The organism is Thermostichus sp. MS-CIW-23 (assembly GCF_054059455.1).
The window spans coordinates 23060-38982 of the sequence record NZ_JBSSCC010000001.1 but is presented as its reverse complement, the minus strand read 5'-3'; the positions used below and the strand labels follow the sequence as shown (position 1 = coordinate 38982).

Below are 15923 nucleotides of genomic sequence, written 5' to 3'. Positions count from 1 at the left end.
CCTTTGATTCAGAGTCAGGGAAAAAGTCTGCCGCCCGAACTACTACATCCTAAATGAATTACTACATCCTAAACGGATCTAAGCCGACATTCCCCGAGCTCGTTTCCAGCGCTGCCCCATGTGTAGTCATTTCATCATTTCAAACAGCAATGAAACGATTTGTTATGTCTGTCCCTGGCTCCCCTCTCCTTTTGAGAGAGGGGTTGGGGGTGAGGGAAACCCTGCAGGCTGGGATGATCGGTGACGAAATCACGGTATAGCCGTGTTGGCTGAGTCCGTGCTGCTGGAAAAAAGTGTGGGGATCAGCTAAGGACTTGAGCTGGGCTCCGGCAAAACGTAGATGGACTCCACTTGCCGCCCTGCCGATGGCACTGCCTGGATGGTGCCCTTGTCGATGTGGTAAATGACTTTCTCCGCTTGCAACTGATTCTCCCCTTGGTTGATGATGACCTGGCCCTCCAGCTCAATGCGTTGCTCCTGGCTGTAATACACAGCTCTTTGGGCGCGGGCCGTAAGCCGCTCGGCAGGAAAACTGAGGGTGACATTGCCAATGGCCGTAAAAACCCCTGTGTTGGCGTTGGCCTCCTGCACATCGGCGCTGATGCTGATGGCACGGGGATTCTGACCCCAAGCCGGGATCCCAAGGGCCAGCACCACACCCACAGCCCAGCCCAGCGTCCCTAGCCGCTGCCAACCCTTCCGGTCAAACGCCATCTCCAAAGCCATGCCCCATCACCCCGTCAAACCACCACAGCAGCCAGTCTAGCCCGTCAATCCAGGTCACAATGGCGGGGGGCAGCCTATGGGTCCGTTCCCTTTCCCCCCTGGGGCAGAGCTTGGGCAAGCTGTCTTTCCAATTCGGCAACCCGCTGCATGAGCTGTCGGTTGGCTTCCAGCAGCTCCCGCGCCTGGCTGTTGAGGTAGGGATCCGATTCCCACCAATTGATGCCGATCTCCTTGGCCTTATCCACCGAAGAAATCAGCAGGCGAATGCGCACATTCAGCAACTCCACATTGCCCACCGAAACGGTGATGTCTCCGGCGATCACAATGCCCTTATCCAGTACCCGCTCCAACACATCGGCCAGCGAGGAGCCGTGAGTAGCCGTGGTCAAGGGTTGAGAGCTAATCGGCACAGGGTTAATCGACCTCCAAAGTGTACCAACAGGCAAAAGACTCAGCCAGGCAGTTGGTCTAGCAGATAATTCAGCAACTGGGATCCCTCTTCATAGCGCTTGCCGGCTCGCGGCAACAGCACATCCGCACACAAAGCGCGAAAATCGGCATTCTCTTTGCTAACTGCCAGCTCATGTTCCTTGACAATGCGCCCGATCATCAAACAACTGCGCAGGCTGGGGTGGCGCGTCAGATCCAACTTGCGGCGAAAAGCCCGCACAATGTGGACGATCTTGAGGGCGTCGGGGCCGGATAAGCCTATTCGCGAGGTGAGAATCTCCTTTTCGGTCTCGATGTCCGGCTCCCCCATATCGATGGTGATCATCCGATCCAGCAGCGCATCTTGGGCCCTGTGAACCCCGGTATATTCCTCCGGGTTAGAGGTAAAAATGGCCCGGAACTGGGGATGCACCCGCAGATATTCCGAGCGGTTGCTGTCCGGCGGCAACACCAGCAGCCTCTCCTCCAAGGCACTCAGGAGAGCATTGTTGGCCTCAGGGCGGGAGCGATTGAACTCGTCGTAGATGAGGGTAAACCCCTCTCGGCAAGCCAAGGTGAGGCGGGCATCCACCCAGCGCTGCTGCACATCCTCCTCCGTCTTCACCACCGAGTGAATGAAGTTGTCCACCACCCGCCGATGGGTAAAACCGGTGCGCCCCCCGATGAGGTCGGAAGAATCGAAGCGGTCATCCCCATAGATCAGCATGATGGGGCGGCCCAGCAGGCTGGCCAGATGCATCGCCAAAGTGGTTTTGCCCGTACCCGAAGGCCCCCGCAAATGCACCGCAAAGCCCGATTGCAAATAGCGCAAAGCGCGGCGGGTAATCCGCTCAATGTAGGGGGTGTTCACGAACTGGCGGGGACGCGCCTGCAGAACCGTGGCCATGGAGATACTCAACCTCTTTGCTGCCCTAGACTCCTTTGCCTTGACTATAGCCCGGATGTTCTTCCTGCGCTCGGCACAACTAAACTGCGACCGCCCCCGACACCATGCGCCGCAGCGTAGCCAAGATTTCCGAGGGATCCACCCCCAGATCCACCGCGCCGCGGGCCAACAAATCCCGCACCCGTTCCCGATCCCCAATTACCTGCAGCAGGGTCAAGTTGGGATCCTGCGCTTGTAGATCACTCACATACTTGTTGACATAGTCAAGGATGGGATCCACCTGTTTCTCAACAGTAGGCGGAACTTCAGGGGGTTCAGGCGTTATTAAACCCTCCGAGGGCTGGGGCTGGGGAACAGAGACGGGAGCAGGCGGCTCCACCGGGGCTTGGTCTTCGGCTATGGGCGTTGAGTCAGAGGCAGATATTGGCGCCTCACCGGCAATCTCAACGGAACTGCCAGAACCTTCACCGGAAATGGAGACCTCAGGTTCTGGGATGAGGTCAGGGATCCCATTGCCCCACACCTGCTTATGCAACTCCGCCCGGAAAGTGGCCAGGGATCCCCGCAGGGCCTGGGCCTGGGCTTGCTGTTCCTGAGCCATCTGAGCCAGCTCCTGTCGAGCCATTTGCCGGAGAGCCTGTACCCACTGCCGCAAATCGGCGCAAAAAGACTGCCGCGCTTGCTGAGTTTTGTCGGCCATCGCCTGCCGAGCCTGCGTATAGGTGCTCAGCAAATGCTCCACAGCCGCAGTCAAGTTAGCCCGGAAAGCCTGCAATTGCTGCCGGCTGGCTTCCAATTGAGCAGCTCGTTCCTGCTCCAGGCGAGCCAGACTCTCTGCCACCGACTTGGCCCGCTGAGCCGCCGCTTCCGAACGGGAGCATTCGTCCAGGGATCGCCTCACAGCCCGCTCCTGCCTCAGTTTCTGCAATTGGCTGCGGGTTTGCTCCGTCTGGTGCCGTATTGCTTCCTGTCGTTGCTGGCGGCGCTGCCCCAGCTCAACCATCAGGGCTTGGTGCTGCTCTAGGCGCTGCTGCCGGGATCGGCTTAACAAACTTCGATTCTGAGCCACCCGCTGGCTGCGGGCCATGGCCCATTGTTCCTGCAAACTCATGGTGTTCAATCCCTTACGTCGTGTTCAATGCTTGGGTGGATACAGCTTCTCTGCCCCTTCAAACTCGATATCCAGCTATCATGCCAGTCTGCAGCCCAACACGTCTGCAAGACTCGATCCCTGAACGAAACCCATGAGAGCAAGGCAGAGACCAGAGGTGGATCCCTGCCTCGCTTTTCGAGAGCCTTCACAGCGGCCAGCTCCAGACCCCCGCCCAAGACCCATGACCCGTCAAACCATCACGGTATTGAAGGCAAGGGGATTGAGTGATTGGGCCAGATTTAGACGGCAGGAGCAGCAGCAGTAGCCGTCAGACCCACAGCCTCAGCGTACTTCAGGTAGGTTTCCACAGAAGCCACAACGACGCGGGCTTCAATGGCCAACAGCTCGATCCCAACCAAAGAAACCCGCACCCAGGCATCGACCACGATACCTTTATCCAAGATGCGATCGATCACTTCGGCCAAGCTGGACGAGGAGTTCACTTTCTCTACTGCCATAACGATCTCTCCTGCACTGGTACTGCTGATACTGATGAGGGTTGAAAAGGACAGACAACTCGGCGGCAAAATGGCATGTAGAAGGGATCCCAGCTGAGGATTCACCTTCCCTAGGGCGACAGCCGCACCCTCTATCACCCTAGCCCTATTGTGCTGGCTTTTTTCGGGGAGAACACCCGTAGATTCGCTTAAAAAAGACGGCGAACTCGAAAGGTTTACCGCTTTTCTAAGCGCCATCCCCCCTACATAGTACTCGCCAGCAGAAAAAATGGGCAAAGATGAGGGCGAGTTTTGAGCCCAAGTTGTGGAAGTGTGGTGGAGGGGCAGTGGGAAGCGGCAGGGATCCCCTATACTGGGGGCAGTGGGCTTGCTGACATACCGTTTCTCGCTGGCTGATAGGGCTGTCGTGACCGATTTCAACACCGGGATCCCGAGCGTGCGTCGCCTGCAGAAGGTCATCAAGGATCGGGAAACCCTCGAGGTCAAACTCAATACCGGAGATGTCTTCGTCGGCCAGTTGCGCTGGCAGGATCCCGATTGCCTCTGTTTAGCCGATGCCGAGGGGCGGGAGTCGCTGCTGTGGCGGTCTGCCATTGCTTTTGTCAAGGTCAGGCCCCGATCTCAGTAGTGCTCCAGATCCCTCTACGGCTCTTCTTCCCCATTCTTGAACAAATCTTTACAACTCTTTTCTTTATAACAACTCAAGACTTTTCTGCCTCGCTTTGAGGGTGGTCGTCTCTAGGTCTCTAGGTAAACATGCCAGTTAAGAAGGGTATGATAAGGAGTGTTAAAAAACGTGCTCTCTCCTCACCCAACCATGACGACCTCCCCCATTGAGATACCGCTTCAGCCCGCCGCCCAACGGCATAACCACTACAGCCGCGAAGACTTTTTTCGCTTTGACCTCTCCCAGGGATCCCTTGTGGACTGGACGGGCGCCCGCAATGTCTTGGTGAGCGAAGACTTTATCCTGGGTTTACAGCAGGGCCTGGAGGAAGAAGTGGGAGATGCCTCGGCTTCTCTGATGTACACCATTGGCCGAGAGTGGGGACGCAACGATGCCCTCCATTTTTCCCGCTGGTTTGAGGAGGAATATCGGCGCCAGCCCAAGCAGAGTAATCTCATGTTTCTCTTGGAAACCTGGTGGTGGCCTCTGACCTCGCAAGGATGGGGGCGCTGGGAGGTGGAGACCGAGAGTCGGCGGCAAGGGTTTATTTTCATCAACCTCTTTGACTCCGCCGTGGCCCGCACCCTGGGGGATGTGGGCAAACCTGTCTGTCATCTTTACGCCGGATTGTTTGCCGGCTTTTTTAGCACCATGGTGGAACGGCAGCTCAACTGCATCGAGATCCAGTGCTACTCCATGGGAGAAAGCTACTGCAAGTTTTTGCTCGGCAGCAAAGATCGCATCGATGCGGCTGCCTTCTGGCTAAACGAAGGGGCCAGTGCCAGCGAAATTGCCCAAAAATTGCGTTCAGGCCAGGGAGTAGCCAAGGCATGACTTGGAAGATTGCTTTAGAGGATTCGGTGCAGAGCTTTTTTGCCCGTCTAAATTGGGATAACCGCCCCCTACAGATGCGCTCTCTGCCAATGCCTTTTCTGCAAGTGCGGGAGCATTTTGGTTCCATCCCCTGGGCGGGGGATCCCCTGAGTTTGGCCGCGCATTCTCTGGGATCCCTGTCGGCAGCACCAGAACCCGAGCCGGCAGAAGAACAGATCACCTTGGCAGATCTGTTCAGCTTGTTTTGAGTCTCCTAGCACCCACTGACATCCGGAAGAAGCGAGATGGTAAGCCCCTTGGAGCAGATGCTGATCGAGTCGGAAGCCCGCTACCTCAAGCCAGAGGAGCTGGAGCATCTGAAGGCCTATGTTCTCGGCTGGCCAAAACGACAACATGTGTACCGAGTGTTGCGGGAACGGGAGAGCCAGGTGGTGAGCAAAACCCTAGATGCCCTGCAAAAGGAGATGCCCGACCTTTCTCCCCAAGTGTTGGATCTGTGCCGGCGACACCTGCTGTTGCTGCTGCGTCACAGCGCTATGGCCATGTTGCTGCAGGACGAAAACCTCCTGAAGGAGCGGCTGCTCGAGTGGATGGAAGAAGAGGTGCGCCTGTACGGGCTGCAGAGGGTTTATGAGGTTGCCTATCGGATTTTCCAGCAGGAGCTGAGAGACCATTTGGCTCCTGGAGAGTTGGAGTTTATCCGCCCCTTAATCACCCAGGTACAGGTGGCCTTGCTGTTTTAGAGCTAGATACTTTTTTGCTTTTTGCATTTTTCGGTGCTAGAGCGCTCTATCTCAACTAGCCGGAGACTTCAGTGTTGTTGGAGTTAATGTTAGCGTTGTAGTAAATCTGCCCAAGGGGTATTCAATTGCTGGAGGGATCGCCATAAGATTTGGAGTGTAAACAACCGTTCTCCCAGCTCAACAACCAACGAACTGTCAACTGCACCCTGCTCCTATTTGGATGCTTAAAGCTCAATAACGACTTGGATTGGATAACCAGGGGATCCCTTATGACCGGCACCAGCTCTATCTCCAATGGCTCAGTCACCTTTGATCCCTATACGCCTGTTTTGGCCAACTACTATGCACCCAGCGCCTATCTGCGAAGCGATTTGGAATCCGGCTTGCTGGAAAGTCGCCACGGTGAGCGTCTCTTGGCCCTTCCAGAAGCATTGCTGCGGGGCATCTACACGGGCCTGGAATACGAGACTGGCCAGGCTGCTCGTTTGGTATTGCGCAACTGTGGTCGGATGTGGGGCAAGGAGTTTTTCCGCCGTTTTGCCCAAGAACTCTCCGACTACTACCAGAAGCCTTTGGCCGAGCTGGAGATGGGCCTTTTCCTGCAAAGTCTGAGACAAGCTTGGAAAACTCATGGCTGGGGATTGATCGAGATCGACTGGACTTACAAAGATCAAGGAGTGCTGGTGGTGTCGATTCGCAATTCCCCCTTCGCTGCCGTCACGCCTCCCCATTTCAAGCGGCCGATGGGCTTTCTGGAGGCAGGGCTGTTGGCCACCTGGTTTAGCCAGCTAACCGGCCAGGATTTGCTCTGCGTGCAAACTGCCAGCGAGGCTTTGGGAGCGAAGAGCAATTTGTTTGTCGTAACCGCTGCTGCCCGCCTCAAAGAGGGAGAAGCCTGGGTGGACTCCGGCCTCAACCATGAGCAGATCCTGGAAAAGCTCCTGCAGCCCAGCTAGGCGATGGGGGCTGGTTTTCCCCAGAGGGATGGGATCCCAACAGGGATGAGTCTGTATAATTTTCTGGAAGCAAGGCGAGCTCAAGCGCGCGAGGGTGTGGCCATTGGGGTGGCGAGTCAGAGCAATTCGGGGAGCCATCACCGTACCTACAAACAGTGCCGAGGCCATTGGCGCGGCGGTGGCTGAGCTGCTGGATACGCTAGAGCACCGCAACGCCCTCGATCCGGCTGAACTAGTCAGCGTTATTTTTTCCGTTACCCCTGATTTAAATGCAGCTTTTCCCGCCCAGTTTGCTCGTCGTCGCCCCGGTTGGGAGTCGGTGCCTCTGTTGGATGTGCAACAGATGGAGGTGAGCAGCGACTTACCCCGTTGTATTCGTGTTTTGATCCAGTTGAATACTCCACTTGCTCAAGCGGACATGCAGCATGTTTATCTGCGAGGTGCCCGCGAGTTAAGGCCGGATCTCAGCGCAGTTTGATTGAGGTCGTACAGCACCAATACGGCAGCGTAGCCACAGCAATCGAACAGCAATGGGACAACCTATCGCCTTGGGCAATAGGGAGCGCAATCGATTCTGGTTTTTCCCTGCTTATTTTGGGGGAAGAGAATGTCTCAGCCCAAGTTGATTCAGGTCTTATAACTACGGATTTGGCGATCCCAGCCGCCTTGATCTGGATTCACTCACAGATGCACTTAGCCCAAGAGTATGGTCATTTCGATTCAAACCAGGACACTAAACCCATGACCCAATGTTGACTGTAAGGGGCGAGATAGCCCAGGCGTCTCACCCTAACCCGAAACGACTATAGTTTGAGAACTCAGGAGGATAGTTTTTCTCGCAGACGGTTTTCCCACTGTTGCAGTTGCTCTTGGCGAGCGGCCACCTCTGCTTCGCGACGGCTCAGCTCTTGGCTTTGCCGAGTCAAGGATTGCCGCCAGCTTTCAATCTCCGACAGATCCACCAGACTGCGGCTTTGAGATAGGTTGTGCAGCATCTCCACCAGCTTCATGGCTGCCTCTTCCACCCGCCGTACCTGCCGCTCTTCCGAAAGCTCAACCAGCAGCAACACCCCAATGTTGTAAGGGCCAACCTCTTTGCAGGTGACCCCTTCTGGCTTGCGCAGCGGCATCCAAACCCCGTCCTCGGCCTGCCGGGCCAAGAGCTGCAGCTCCCCCTGGCCGAAGAGACTTTTTTTGTGTACCCGTGCCAGATACAGCATGGAACATGCAGGAAGATGCTGCCAATTTTAGCACCGATCCCTTTTATTGAAGAGGGATCCCGTCCCTACACCCAAACCTGGGTTTTGTTGTCCGTGCCACCAGGAGGATCAATGCTAGGATCGGCTGTGGAATGGATAAGGCTCAACGCTCTCCCGTCTTCATCGTTTAGGGATCCCTGGCATGTTTCTCACCCAAAGCCCCTACTTCTTGATGGCAGCGCTGGTGGCGATTGCCAGTGGAGCCATCTTCGCGGTTCGGTTCATCAAGCGAGAGGCCTCCGCTGAGTATGACGTGATTTTTGCCACGATGGGCCTGATCTATTCCGTCTGCTTGCTCTTGGAAGGTCAGCGGCTCATCCCGTTGCTGTTCTTTGCGCAGGTGTTGCTGGCGGTGATGGCCGGCTGGTTTGCCATCGAAACCTTCCGTTTGCGGATTCTCTTAAGCGAAAAAGCACGGCAGGTGGGCGGGGCTCGTCCGACTGTTCGGCGGCAAGGCTTCAGCCGCACCTATCCCCCGGATGGCTATGCCCAAGGACGCACGGTTTCCACTCGAGCCGAGGGATCCCGTATTCGCGACACCTCCTCCACCCGCTCCATTCCCGAAGGCAGCGCAGAGCCGAGCCGTCGCCCGCGGCCCCAACTGGCCAGCGATACCCGTGTGCGTCCCCGCCGCCGACCCGAAGGGGATGAGTATTACGAGGAGCCAGGGGTCCGCCCGCGTCAGGATACGGACTACGATGAACCAGCACCGCCGCCAGAGGCCCGCCGCCCCCGTCGTCCTGCCACCGAAGAGTATCCAGAGGATGTGGATGTGCAGGAAGAGCGCAGCACAGGTACAGCTACTCGTCGCCGTCCCCCACGGTTGCCCCAAGACCAAGGGGAAAGCTACGCAGATGAACCCCCCCGCCGTCCTTCCCGCCGCGTTGTCGAAGTAGAGCCAGTAGAGGTGGAGCCAGAAGAGTATGATGACGATCTGTTCTGATAGGCTCTCAATGCCGATCTGAACTTGATAGAAGCAGCGCCAGGGTCAATTAGTCGGATCCCTCAGCCTGTGTTGCGCATCCCGGCGGCAATGCCGTTAATGGTAAGTAAAGCTCCACGCAGAAGTTCAGCTCGGTCGTAGCGTGTTCGTCCGGTGCGGGATCCCTGATGCTCTCGCAGGCGCTTGAGGAGGGAGACTTGGATAAAGCCGAGGGGCACAATAGAGCGGTTGCGCAACTGCACCGAGCGCTTCAAATAAGGGTCGTTCTCCAACAGTTCGCTGTGACCCGTAATCTGCAGCACTATTGTGCGGGTGCGGTGCATTTCTTGGGCAATACACTCAAACAGCTCCATCGCCCGCTCTAGACGTTCTGGAGAGCTCATCTCCCGCACGTAGTGACGCGCTATTTGCAGATCCACTTTGGCCAGAGTCATCTCCACTTTGGAGATCACCATGCGGAAGAAAGGCCATTCGCGATAGAGGTGCTGCAGGTGGTTGAGGTTGTGCTCGCCCCTGGCCACGTATTCTTGTAGGGCGGTGCCAACCCCATACCAGGCCGGCAAGAGAAAGCGGCTTTGCGTCCAACTGAATACCCAGGGAATGGCCCGCAGGGATCCGATGTCTTTTTGGCTACCGCTGCGGCGGGCGGGACGGGAGCTGATCTGCAGTTGGCTGATCTCTTCAATGGGGGTGACCTCGTGGAAAAACTCCACAAAGCCCTCCTGCTCGTAGACCAGGTTACGGTACACCTGCCGGGAGCGCTCCGCCAAGGATTCCATCAGGCGCGACCACTCGTGCAGATCGTTGGGGTAGGTGCGCAGTAGGCTGGCCTGGATCACGGCGCTGGTGACGGTTTCCAGGTTAAAAATGGCCAGATCCTGGAGGGAATACTTGGAGGCCAACACCTCTCCCTGTTCGGTAATTTTGATGCGGCCCCCCACACTGCGCCCTGGCTGAGCCAAGATGGCCTCGTAAGCCGGGCCCCCTCCACGGCCCACCGAACCGCCCCGGCCATGGAAGATCTGCAGCTTCACCCCGTAGGATTCGGCCACCGTCTGCAGGCGTTGTTGAGCCTTGTAAATCTCCCAGTTGCTGCTCAAAAAGCCGGAATCTTTGTTGCTATCGGAGTAGCCCAGCATCACCTCCTGTAGATTCCCCTGCTGAGCCAAGTACTGGCGATAGAAAGGGATCTCCAGCAACTGCCGCAAAACTTCCGGGGCCCGCTTCAGGTCTTCGACGGTCTCAAACAGCGGCACCACCGCCAGGGATCCGCGACCGCTAATGGGATCGTAGAGCCCCACCTCCTTGGCCATCAGCAGCACCTCCAACAGGTCGCTTAACTGGCGGCTCATGCTGATTACATAGGTTTGGCAAATAGCCAAGCCGAATTCCTGCTGCATGCGGCGCAGGGTGCGAAAGGTGGCGATCAGCTCTGCCGTTTTCTCGGAAAAGGCGATCTCCAGCGGTATCAGAGGCCGACGGGTTTGTAGCTCCTGCAGGAGAAAGGCGGTTTTTTCCTCTTCCGTCATCTCGCTGTAGGGGCGCGGCAAAATGCGCAGGTACTCGAAAATCTCCGTGAGAGCGGCTTCGTGGTAGCTGCTGTCTTGGCGGATATCCAGATGGGCCAGGTGAAAGCCAAACACCTGTACCTGTTGAATGAGATGATCCAACTGACGGCAGGAAAGGCCGCTGTTTTTCAAGCTTTTCTGGATAAGCTGCAAGTCGGCCAGAAATTCTTCTGCGTTGGCATAGGCGTTGTCCACGGGGGGAGGGGTGGGCAAACAAGCGGAGTCGGCCAAGTTGCGGTTGCGCTCCCGCGTCAACTCCAGCCGCCGCTGAATGTAGCTGAGCTTGAGGCGGTAGGGCTCTTGGCGGTATTGCAGCGAAAACGATTCGTAAACCTCAGGCATGAGGCGGTGATCCTGCTCAAGGGCATCCAGCAGTTGGCTGTCCACATCCCCCCAGTGCAGGGAAATGCTCAGGGTTTTGGTGAGAGCCTTCACCGATTCGATGTACTTGCCCAGGATGAGGTTGCGCTGATAGCGGGCCGTTTGCCAGGTAACATCGGCGGTGACGGAAGGGTTGCCATCCCGATCCCCGCCTACCCACGAGCCGAAGTTGCAAAATCCTGCCGGCGGTGGCTCGACGCTGGGAAAAGCTTTTTTCAGGCTGCGGCTGAGGTACTCGTGCAGCAGGGGGATGGCCTGAAACAACACCTCTTCAAAATAGTGCAAAGTGTAATCGACTTCGTTCAAAACAGTCGGCCTGGACTGATGCAACTCGTCGGTGCGCCACCAAAGCAAAACTTCTTCCGCCATCTGTTCTTTTATCATCTGGGCCTGCAAAGGCTGGGTTTGTTCTGCCCAATCCAGTTGGCCGAGCAGGCGAGAGAAAGCTCGTTGCTTCTCGCGGATGGTGTGGCGGACGATCTCGGTGGGGTGGGCGGTAAAGACCATGCGAATGTGCAACTGCTCCAGCAATCTGCGCAGTAGGCCCGGCGGCACCCCTTGAGCCCGCAGGTAAGGGAACAGCCGTTCAAATTTTTCGTTTTCTCGCACGGTACGTTGTTGGCTATCCACCATGCGCATGTCCGAGTCTTCTGCCCGTTCGTAGTGCTGTTCAACAATGTTGATCAACTGGAAGAAGAGGGCAAAGGCCCGTGCCGTTTGGATGGTGGCGTCGAGGCTGAGGTACTCGATAATTTGTAGTACCTCTGGGATCGGGTACTCCAGGGCTTGTCCTTCTGGGGAACACATGGAACGCAGTCGCTGCAACAGATCCACCAGAGACTGACCGCACTCCTGCAGGATCACCGATTCCCAGAGTTCTTCCACCAATTGCAGGCGACGGTTCAACAGGTTGTTCCTGCGGTTGAAGGCTTCGTTGACTTGAAGGGAATGGGCCAAGGGATCCCGTTCCCCAAACAGGGATGCCTCCTTCAGCCCGTTGGCAGAACCCGCTGCCCCCTCTGCAGCGGTCAGGTGGGGGGAAGAGGTCATGAAGGCAGCTCCTAGAATAACCATCCCAATATTAGAGCCTGTTTGTCGAAACGGCAGATGTAGCAGGTATCACGCTCAGATTGCGGTCTTCTCCGCGTCGGATTTTGTAGTTGAGCCTACAAATTGCAAGAAAAAAGTGTTTTACCTTGCCGCAATACCGGTCTAACGCCTTGTTGGCAGGAGTTCTGGTGGCTGCCACCCTGTTTATCAACGCACATCTGCTGGATCCCGACCAGGGATTGGACAAAATCGGGCAACTGCGGGTGGAGGAGGGCAAGATCGCTGCAATTGGACGCCACCTGCCTGTCTGTGGGGCAGAAGTTGTGGATTTGCGAGGGCAGCTCCTCACCCCTGGCTGGATCGATATTCACACCCATGTTTTTACATCAGTGGGGGATTTTTGTCTGCCGGCGGATGAGGCGGGGATCCGCTCAGGGGTGACCACGGTGGTGGAGGCGGGGATCACCTTCCCGGCGTTTTGTGCAACGGTGGCGTCAACTGCCCAGACGCGGGTTTATGCTTTGATCCTTCTCTGCTCTACATCGCCACTGCGGATTTCATCGCCCATCGCCTCAGGCTGGCTGTGGATTGGAAAAATCAAGATCTGGATCGGGCCAGAGCAGTGATCGAGACCCATCGCCAGGTGGTGGTTGGCCGCAAGGCTCGTCCCACCCTCAAGCTGGGAGAGAGGGAATCACCCACGCTCACTTCCGCTCTGATTCTTGGCGAAGAATATGCCTGCCGATCATGATTCATCTGGGCCGCTTCCCGATGGATGAGGTGTTGGATCCCTTCGATTTGTTGGATCGCCTGCGTTCGGGAGAGATTGTCAGCAACGAACAAAAGGCCCGCGCCCGCGACTACGCATTGCAGGTGGTAGAGCATGACTCTAGTCAATGATACGCTGGACTATACTGAAAATAATGTACAGTATGTTCAGCATGGCTGCTTGGTATGGCTAGGTATGTAAAACCGAGAGAAGCGGCGGATTATTTTGGGGTGTGTCTCCACACTTTGAGGCGATGGGAACAGAAAGGCTGGATCAATGCAATACGTACACCATCCGGTAGGGCGAGAAGGTATGACCTCGACAGCTACATCAAAACGCCAAAAAAAATCAAACGAGTCGTTTTGTACGCCCGAGTCAGCAGTCGAGGGCAAAAGTCAGACTTGGAGCGACAGATTGCAAGGCTGGCTAGCCTCTATCCTGGAGCCGAAGTGGTCGGAGAGGTTGGCGGCGGTCTCGACTTCAAAAGACCGAAGTTCCTTGCCTTATTGGAACGAGTCCGTGCAGGAGATATCGGAACAATTGTGGTCGCTCACCGGGATCGACTCTGCCGGTTTGGATTTGAGTTCGTTGAGTGGTACTGCCGTCAATACGGGTGCGAAATCTTGGTTCTCGATGACGATCACCTTTCTCCCCAACAGGAACTGGTTGAGGATATCCTCACCATCCTGCACTGCTTCAGCAGTCGGCTCTACGGACTCAGAAAATACCGGGCTGCAATCGAGAAAGATACGGATTTATCCGGAGCCAGCGCTGGCTAAAGTCTGGAAGCGGTGGCAAGCGGCGTGCCGGTACTGCTACAACCAAGCGATTGCCTATCAGCGCCAGCATGGTGCTCCAAGAACGGCCAGAAAGCTGCGGGACATCATCCTGCGCTCCGACCTGCCCCAGTGGGTGAAGGAAGCCCCCTGCCACATCAAGCAGAACGCGGTCGTCGAGGCGTGGCTGGCGTTTCGCCGAAGCAAAGACGCGAGGTTTCGCAGTGTGCGGGACAGGTCGCATACGCTGCAATTCAACGCCGGCAACTTTCGCAATGGGACGTGGTATCCGAAACTCACCCGAGGCTTGGCGTTCCGTGCATCCGAGGAGATGCCCAGAGAATGGGCACGTGGAACTGAGCTAATGCGGGTGAAAGACAGATGGTATGCCATCTTTCCTGAGCCCGTGAACGAGCAGTGTTCGTTAGCAAAGGGGGTTGTTGCGCTTGATCCTGGAGTAAGAAGCTTCCTTCTAAACAGGGTTTGATGGGGCGGGCTTTGTAGATATCGCCAAGGGGGACTTTGGCAGGATCGTTCGGCTGTGCTACCACCTAGACGATCTGCAATCTAGGCTGAGCAGAGCACCGAGGCCCAAGCGTAGGCGAATGCGGCAAGCGGCGTTTCGTCTGCGGGAGAGAATCAGGAACTTGGTGGACGAGTGCCATCGCAAGGTAGCGGCGTTCCTAACGGATAACTACCGATTGATATTCCTCCCCACTTTCGAGTCAGCCAAGATGGTTGCCAAGGCGGGGAGGAAGTTTGGTAGCAAGACGGCGAGGGCGATGCTCACCTGGGCGCACTATCGGTTCAAGCAGTTCCTGAAGTTTCAAGCCCAAAAGAAAAACGTGGTTGTCGTGGAAGTATCGGAAGCGTACACCAGCAAAACCTGTGCCAAGTGCGGGCACATCCACACTAAGTTGGGTGGCGCAAAGGTGTTTAGATGCCCCAAGTGCAACCATAGGCTACCACGAGATTGGCAAGGCGCTCTGGGTGTTATGCTCAGAGCTTTGCGGGATACCGCCGTTCTGTTTGGAAACGGACAGAATGCTATCGCTGCACCGTTGAGCAGTAATGCTCAGCAGTGTTCAGCGTAAATGTATCAGCTAGAATCCAAGGCAATTGCAGCTTTCAACCGCAAGCTGGCAGCCTTGTCACTGCTTTGAGCCACTCTGGATTGGATGCCCATTTTGTGATCTCGGATCAGCAGTGGATGGAACGGTGTCTATCCCTGGCCCGTTCTACACCTCAGCGTCCCTCTCCCAATCCACGGGTGGGCTGCGTGATCGTGCAGGGGGATCGGGTGGTGGGGGAAGGCGTTCATCCGGGGGCAGGGCAGCCCCATGCGGAGGTGTTGGCTCTGCAACAGGCGGGATCCCTGGCCAGAGGGGCAACGCTCTACGTCAACCTGGAGCCCTGCAACCACTATGGCCGTACCCCTCCCTGTACCGAGGCCATCCTAGCTGCCGGGATCCGGCGGGTGGTGGTGGGGATGCAGGATCCCAATCCCTTGGTGGCTGGCAAAGGGATCCGACGCCTGCAGGAGGCGGGGATCGACGTGACGGTGGGAGTGCTGGAGCGGGAGTGCCAGGAGCTGAACGAGGGGTTTGCCTTCGCCATTGTGCGGCAACAGTGTTTCGGCCTGCTGAAATACGCCATGACCCTGGATGGCAAGAGCGCCGCCGCCACCGGCCACAGCCGCTGGATCAGCAACTCTCCGGCGCGGCAGTGGGTACACCAACAGCGGGCCTGGCATGATGCCGTCATTGTTGGATCCCGAACCGTTTGGCAGGATAACCCGCGCCTCACCTGTCGCCTGGCGGAGTTGCAGGGATCCCAGCCGTTGCGGGTGGTCCTCAGCCGTTCCCTGAACCTACCTCCCGTCGCCCATCTGTGGCAGGTGGAAGAAGCGCCGACGTTGGTGATCACAGAAGCTGTGGCAACCCATCCTTTGTGGGGATCCCTGGCCAAGCAGGGGGTGGAGCTGCTGCATCTGCCCCAAGTAACCCCCTCGCGGGCGGCACAGGTGCTCTTTCAGCGGGGGTGTCTGAGTGCCCTCTGGGAATGCGGGGGCACGCTGGCCTGGGCAGCCCTCAAAGATGGGGCGATCCAGAAAGTAGCCGCCTTCATCGCTCCCAAGATCCTAGGCGGAGCCGCTGCGCCAACCCCGGTAGCAGGGGAGGGGATCCCTGATGTAAACCAGAGCTGGCAACTGGTGGAGCCCCGGCTGGAGACCTTGGGGGATAACTGGTTGATCATCGGAAAGATCTCCTCTTCAGTTGGCCACAGTAACCTACTAAAGTGACC

The 15923-nt window shown here is 56.9% G+C and carries 18 protein-coding genes and 1 pseudogene; 12 read left to right on the top strand and 7 right to left on the bottom strand.

The features are described from left to right. Positions 1–306 precede the first annotated feature (306 nt). The 5 genes from ACVW0B_RS00215 to gvpA form a co-directional block, all read right to left on the bottom strand. Positions 307–726: an LptA/OstA family protein gene (locus tag ACVW0B_RS00215; protein WP_011433424.1), complete on the bottom strand. Its 420-nt coding sequence runs from the start codon at positions 724–726 to the stop codon at positions 307–309. Positions 727–800: 74 nt separating this feature from the next. Beyond that, the gene (locus tag ACVW0B_RS00210; protein ID WP_011433425.1) at positions 801–1136 is read right to left on the bottom strand and encodes a gas vesicle protein; all 336 of its coding nucleotides are present in this window, start codon (positions 1134–1136) and stop codon (positions 801–803) included. Positions 1137–1177: 41 nt separating this feature from the next. After that, a complete protein-coding gene (gene gvpN / locus ACVW0B_RS00205) occupies positions 1178–2062 on the bottom strand; it encodes a gas vesicle protein GvpN (RefSeq protein ID WP_011433426.1) in 885 nt (294 codons plus the stop codon). A 79-nt stretch (positions 2063–2141) separates the two neighbouring features. Continuing rightward, the gene (gene gvpC / locus ACVW0B_RS00200; protein ID WP_457490662.1) at positions 2142–3173 is read right to left on the bottom strand and encodes a gas vesicle protein GvpC; all 1032 of its coding nucleotides are present in this window, start codon (positions 3171–3173) and stop codon (positions 2142–2144) included. Positions 3174–3454: 281 nt separating this feature from the next. Continuing rightward, positions 3455–3673 carry a gas vesicle structural protein GvpA gene (gvpA, locus tag ACVW0B_RS00195; protein ID WP_011429717.1) on the bottom strand — a complete coding sequence of 73 codons (219 nt, stop codon included), beginning with the start codon at positions 3671–3673 and terminating at the stop codon, positions 3455–3457. A gap of 406 nt (positions 3674–4079) precedes the next feature. On the opposite strand from gvpA, the gene ACVW0B_RS00190 reads away from it, so the two are divergent. The 6 genes from ACVW0B_RS00190 (at position 4080) to aroH (ending at position 7351) form a co-directional block, all read left to right on the top strand. After that, complete coding sequence (locus tag ACVW0B_RS00190; protein WP_414421555.1) at positions 4080–4301, top strand: Hfq-related RNA-binding protein; 222 nt, start codon at positions 4080–4082, stop codon at positions 4299–4301. A 189-nt stretch (positions 4302–4490) separates the two neighbouring features. Next, positions 4491–5174 (top strand): V4R domain-containing protein, encoded by a 684-nt coding sequence (locus tag ACVW0B_RS00185; protein WP_414350926.1) that lies wholly within the window; start codon positions 4491–4493, stop codon positions 5172–5174. Beyond that, complete coding sequence (locus ACVW0B_RS00180) at positions 5171–5422, top strand: hypothetical protein (RefSeq protein WP_414399553.1); 252 nt, start codon at positions 5171–5173, stop codon at positions 5420–5422. Before ACVW0B_RS00185 ends, ACVW0B_RS00180 begins: the two co-directional genes overlap by 4 nt. A gap of 36 nt (positions 5423–5458) precedes the next feature. Then, positions 5459–5917, top strand: a complete 459-nt coding sequence (locus tag ACVW0B_RS00175) for a globin family protein (protein ID WP_041436599.1) — start codon at positions 5459–5461, stop codon at positions 5915–5917. Positions 5918–6186: 269 nt separating this feature from the next. Then, on the top strand, positions 6187–6873 hold the full coding sequence (locus ACVW0B_RS00170) for a V4R domain-containing protein (protein ID WP_457490661.1): 687 nt from the start codon (positions 6187–6189) through the stop codon (positions 6871–6873). 103 nt (positions 6874–6976) lie between these two features. After that, positions 6977–7351 carry a chorismate mutase gene (gene aroH, locus ACVW0B_RS00165; RefSeq protein ID WP_457490660.1) on the top strand — a complete coding sequence of 125 codons (375 nt, stop codon included), beginning with the start codon at positions 6977–6979 and terminating at the stop codon, positions 7349–7351. Between the two features lie 340 nt (positions 7352–7691). Here aroH and ACVW0B_RS00160 read toward each other — a convergent pair whose 3' ends face one another. Beyond that, the gene (locus ACVW0B_RS00160) at positions 7692–8093 is read right to left on the bottom strand and encodes a hypothetical protein (RefSeq protein ID WP_457490659.1); all 402 of its coding nucleotides are present in this window, start codon (positions 8091–8093) and stop codon (positions 7692–7694) included. Positions 8094–8274: 181 nt separating this feature from the next. Between ACVW0B_RS00160 and ACVW0B_RS00155 the strand changes: the two genes are divergently transcribed. Further along, positions 8275–9075, top strand: a complete 801-nt coding sequence (locus tag ACVW0B_RS00155; protein ID WP_457490658.1) for a Ycf66 family protein — start codon at positions 8275–8277, stop codon at positions 9073–9075. Positions 9076–9137: 62 nt separating this feature from the next. Here ACVW0B_RS00155 and ppc read toward each other — a convergent pair whose 3' ends face one another. After that, positions 9138–12074 (bottom strand): phosphoenolpyruvate carboxylase, encoded by a 2937-nt coding sequence (gene ppc, locus ACVW0B_RS00150; RefSeq protein WP_457490657.1) that lies wholly within the window; start codon positions 12072–12074, stop codon positions 9138–9140. A gap of 188 nt (positions 12075–12262) precedes the next feature. Here ppc and ACVW0B_RS00145 point away from each other — a divergent pair, with 188 nt between their 5' ends. The 5 genes and pseudogenes from ACVW0B_RS00145 to ribD all read left to right on the top strand — a co-directional run bounded on the left by ACVW0B_RS00145 (position 12263) and on the right by ribD (position 15921). Then, entirely contained in the window at positions 12263–12700 is a 438-nt protein-coding gene (locus tag ACVW0B_RS00145; RefSeq protein WP_457490656.1) for a hypothetical protein, read from the top strand. Between the two features lie 121 nt (positions 12701–12821). Then, complete coding sequence (locus tag ACVW0B_RS00140; protein ID WP_457490655.1) at positions 12822–12974, top strand: hypothetical protein; 153 nt, start codon at positions 12822–12824, stop codon at positions 12972–12974. A 54-nt stretch (positions 12975–13028) separates the two neighbouring features. Beyond that, a complete protein-coding gene (locus tag ACVW0B_RS00135) occupies positions 13029–13622 on the top strand; it encodes an IS607 family transposase (protein ID WP_457490654.1) in 594 nt (197 codons plus the stop codon). Continuing rightward, positions 13510–14713: pseudogene (locus ACVW0B_RS00130) on the top strand (RNA-guided endonuclease InsQ/TnpB family protein). The gene ACVW0B_RS00135 and the pseudogene ACVW0B_RS00130 overlap by 113 nt, the downstream one beginning before the upstream one ends. 95 nt (positions 14714–14808) lie before the next feature. Then, entirely contained in the window at positions 14809–15921 is a 1113-nt protein-coding gene (gene ribD / locus ACVW0B_RS00125; RefSeq protein ID WP_457393980.1) for a bifunctional diaminohydroxyphosphoribosylaminopyrimidine deaminase/5-amino-6-(5-phosphoribosylamino)uracil reductase RibD, read from the top strand. Positions 15922–15923 lie beyond the last annotated feature (2 nt).

Excerpts from the sequence above, each read along its gene's own strand:
- ACVW0B_RS00170 (WP_457490661.1), top strand. The coding sequence starts at position 6,187 with ATGACCGGCACCAGCTCTATCTCCAATGGCTCAGTCACCTTTGATCCC.
- ACVW0B_RS00155 (WP_457490658.1), top strand. The coding sequence starts at position 8,275 with ATGTTTCTCACCCAAAGCCCCTACTTCTTGATGGCAGCGCTGGTGGCG.
- gvpA (WP_011429717.1), bottom strand. The coding sequence starts at position 3,673 with ATGGCAGTAGAGAAAGTGAACTCCTCGTCCAGCTTGGCCGAAGTGATC.
- ACVW0B_RS00160 (WP_457490659.1), bottom strand. The coding sequence starts at position 8,093 with ATGCTGTATCTGGCACGGGTACACAAAAAAAGTCTCTTCGGCCAGGGG.
- ACVW0B_RS00140 (WP_457490655.1), top strand. The coding sequence starts at position 12,822 with ATGATTCATCTGGGCCGCTTCCCGATGGATGAGGTGTTGGATCCCTTC.
- gvpN (WP_011433426.1), bottom strand. The coding sequence starts at position 2,062 with ATGGCCACGGTTCTGCAGGCGCGTCCCCGCCAGTTCGTGAACACCCCC.
- ACVW0B_RS00185 (WP_414350926.1), top strand. The coding sequence starts at position 4,491 with ATGACGACCTCCCCCATTGAGATACCGCTTCAGCCCGCCGCCCAACGG.
- ppc (WP_457490657.1), bottom strand. The coding sequence starts at position 12,074 with ATGACCTCTTCCCCCCACCTGACCGCTGCAGAGGGGGCAGCGGGTTCT.
- ACVW0B_RS00135 (WP_457490654.1), top strand. The coding sequence starts at position 13,029 with ATGGCTAGGTATGTAAAACCGAGAGAAGCGGCGGATTATTTTGGGGTG.
- ACVW0B_RS00175 (WP_041436599.1), top strand. The coding sequence starts at position 5,459 with ATGGTAAGCCCCTTGGAGCAGATGCTGATCGAGTCGGAAGCCCGCTAC.
- ACVW0B_RS00215 (WP_011433424.1), bottom strand. The coding sequence starts at position 726 with ATGGCTTTGGAGATGGCGTTTGACCGGAAGGGTTGGCAGCGGCTAGGG.
- ACVW0B_RS00180 (WP_414399553.1), top strand. The coding sequence starts at position 5,171 with ATGACTTGGAAGATTGCTTTAGAGGATTCGGTGCAGAGCTTTTTTGCC.
- gvpC (WP_457490662.1), bottom strand. The coding sequence starts at position 3,173 with ATGAGTTTGCAGGAACAATGGGCCATGGCCCGCAGCCAGCGGGTGGCT.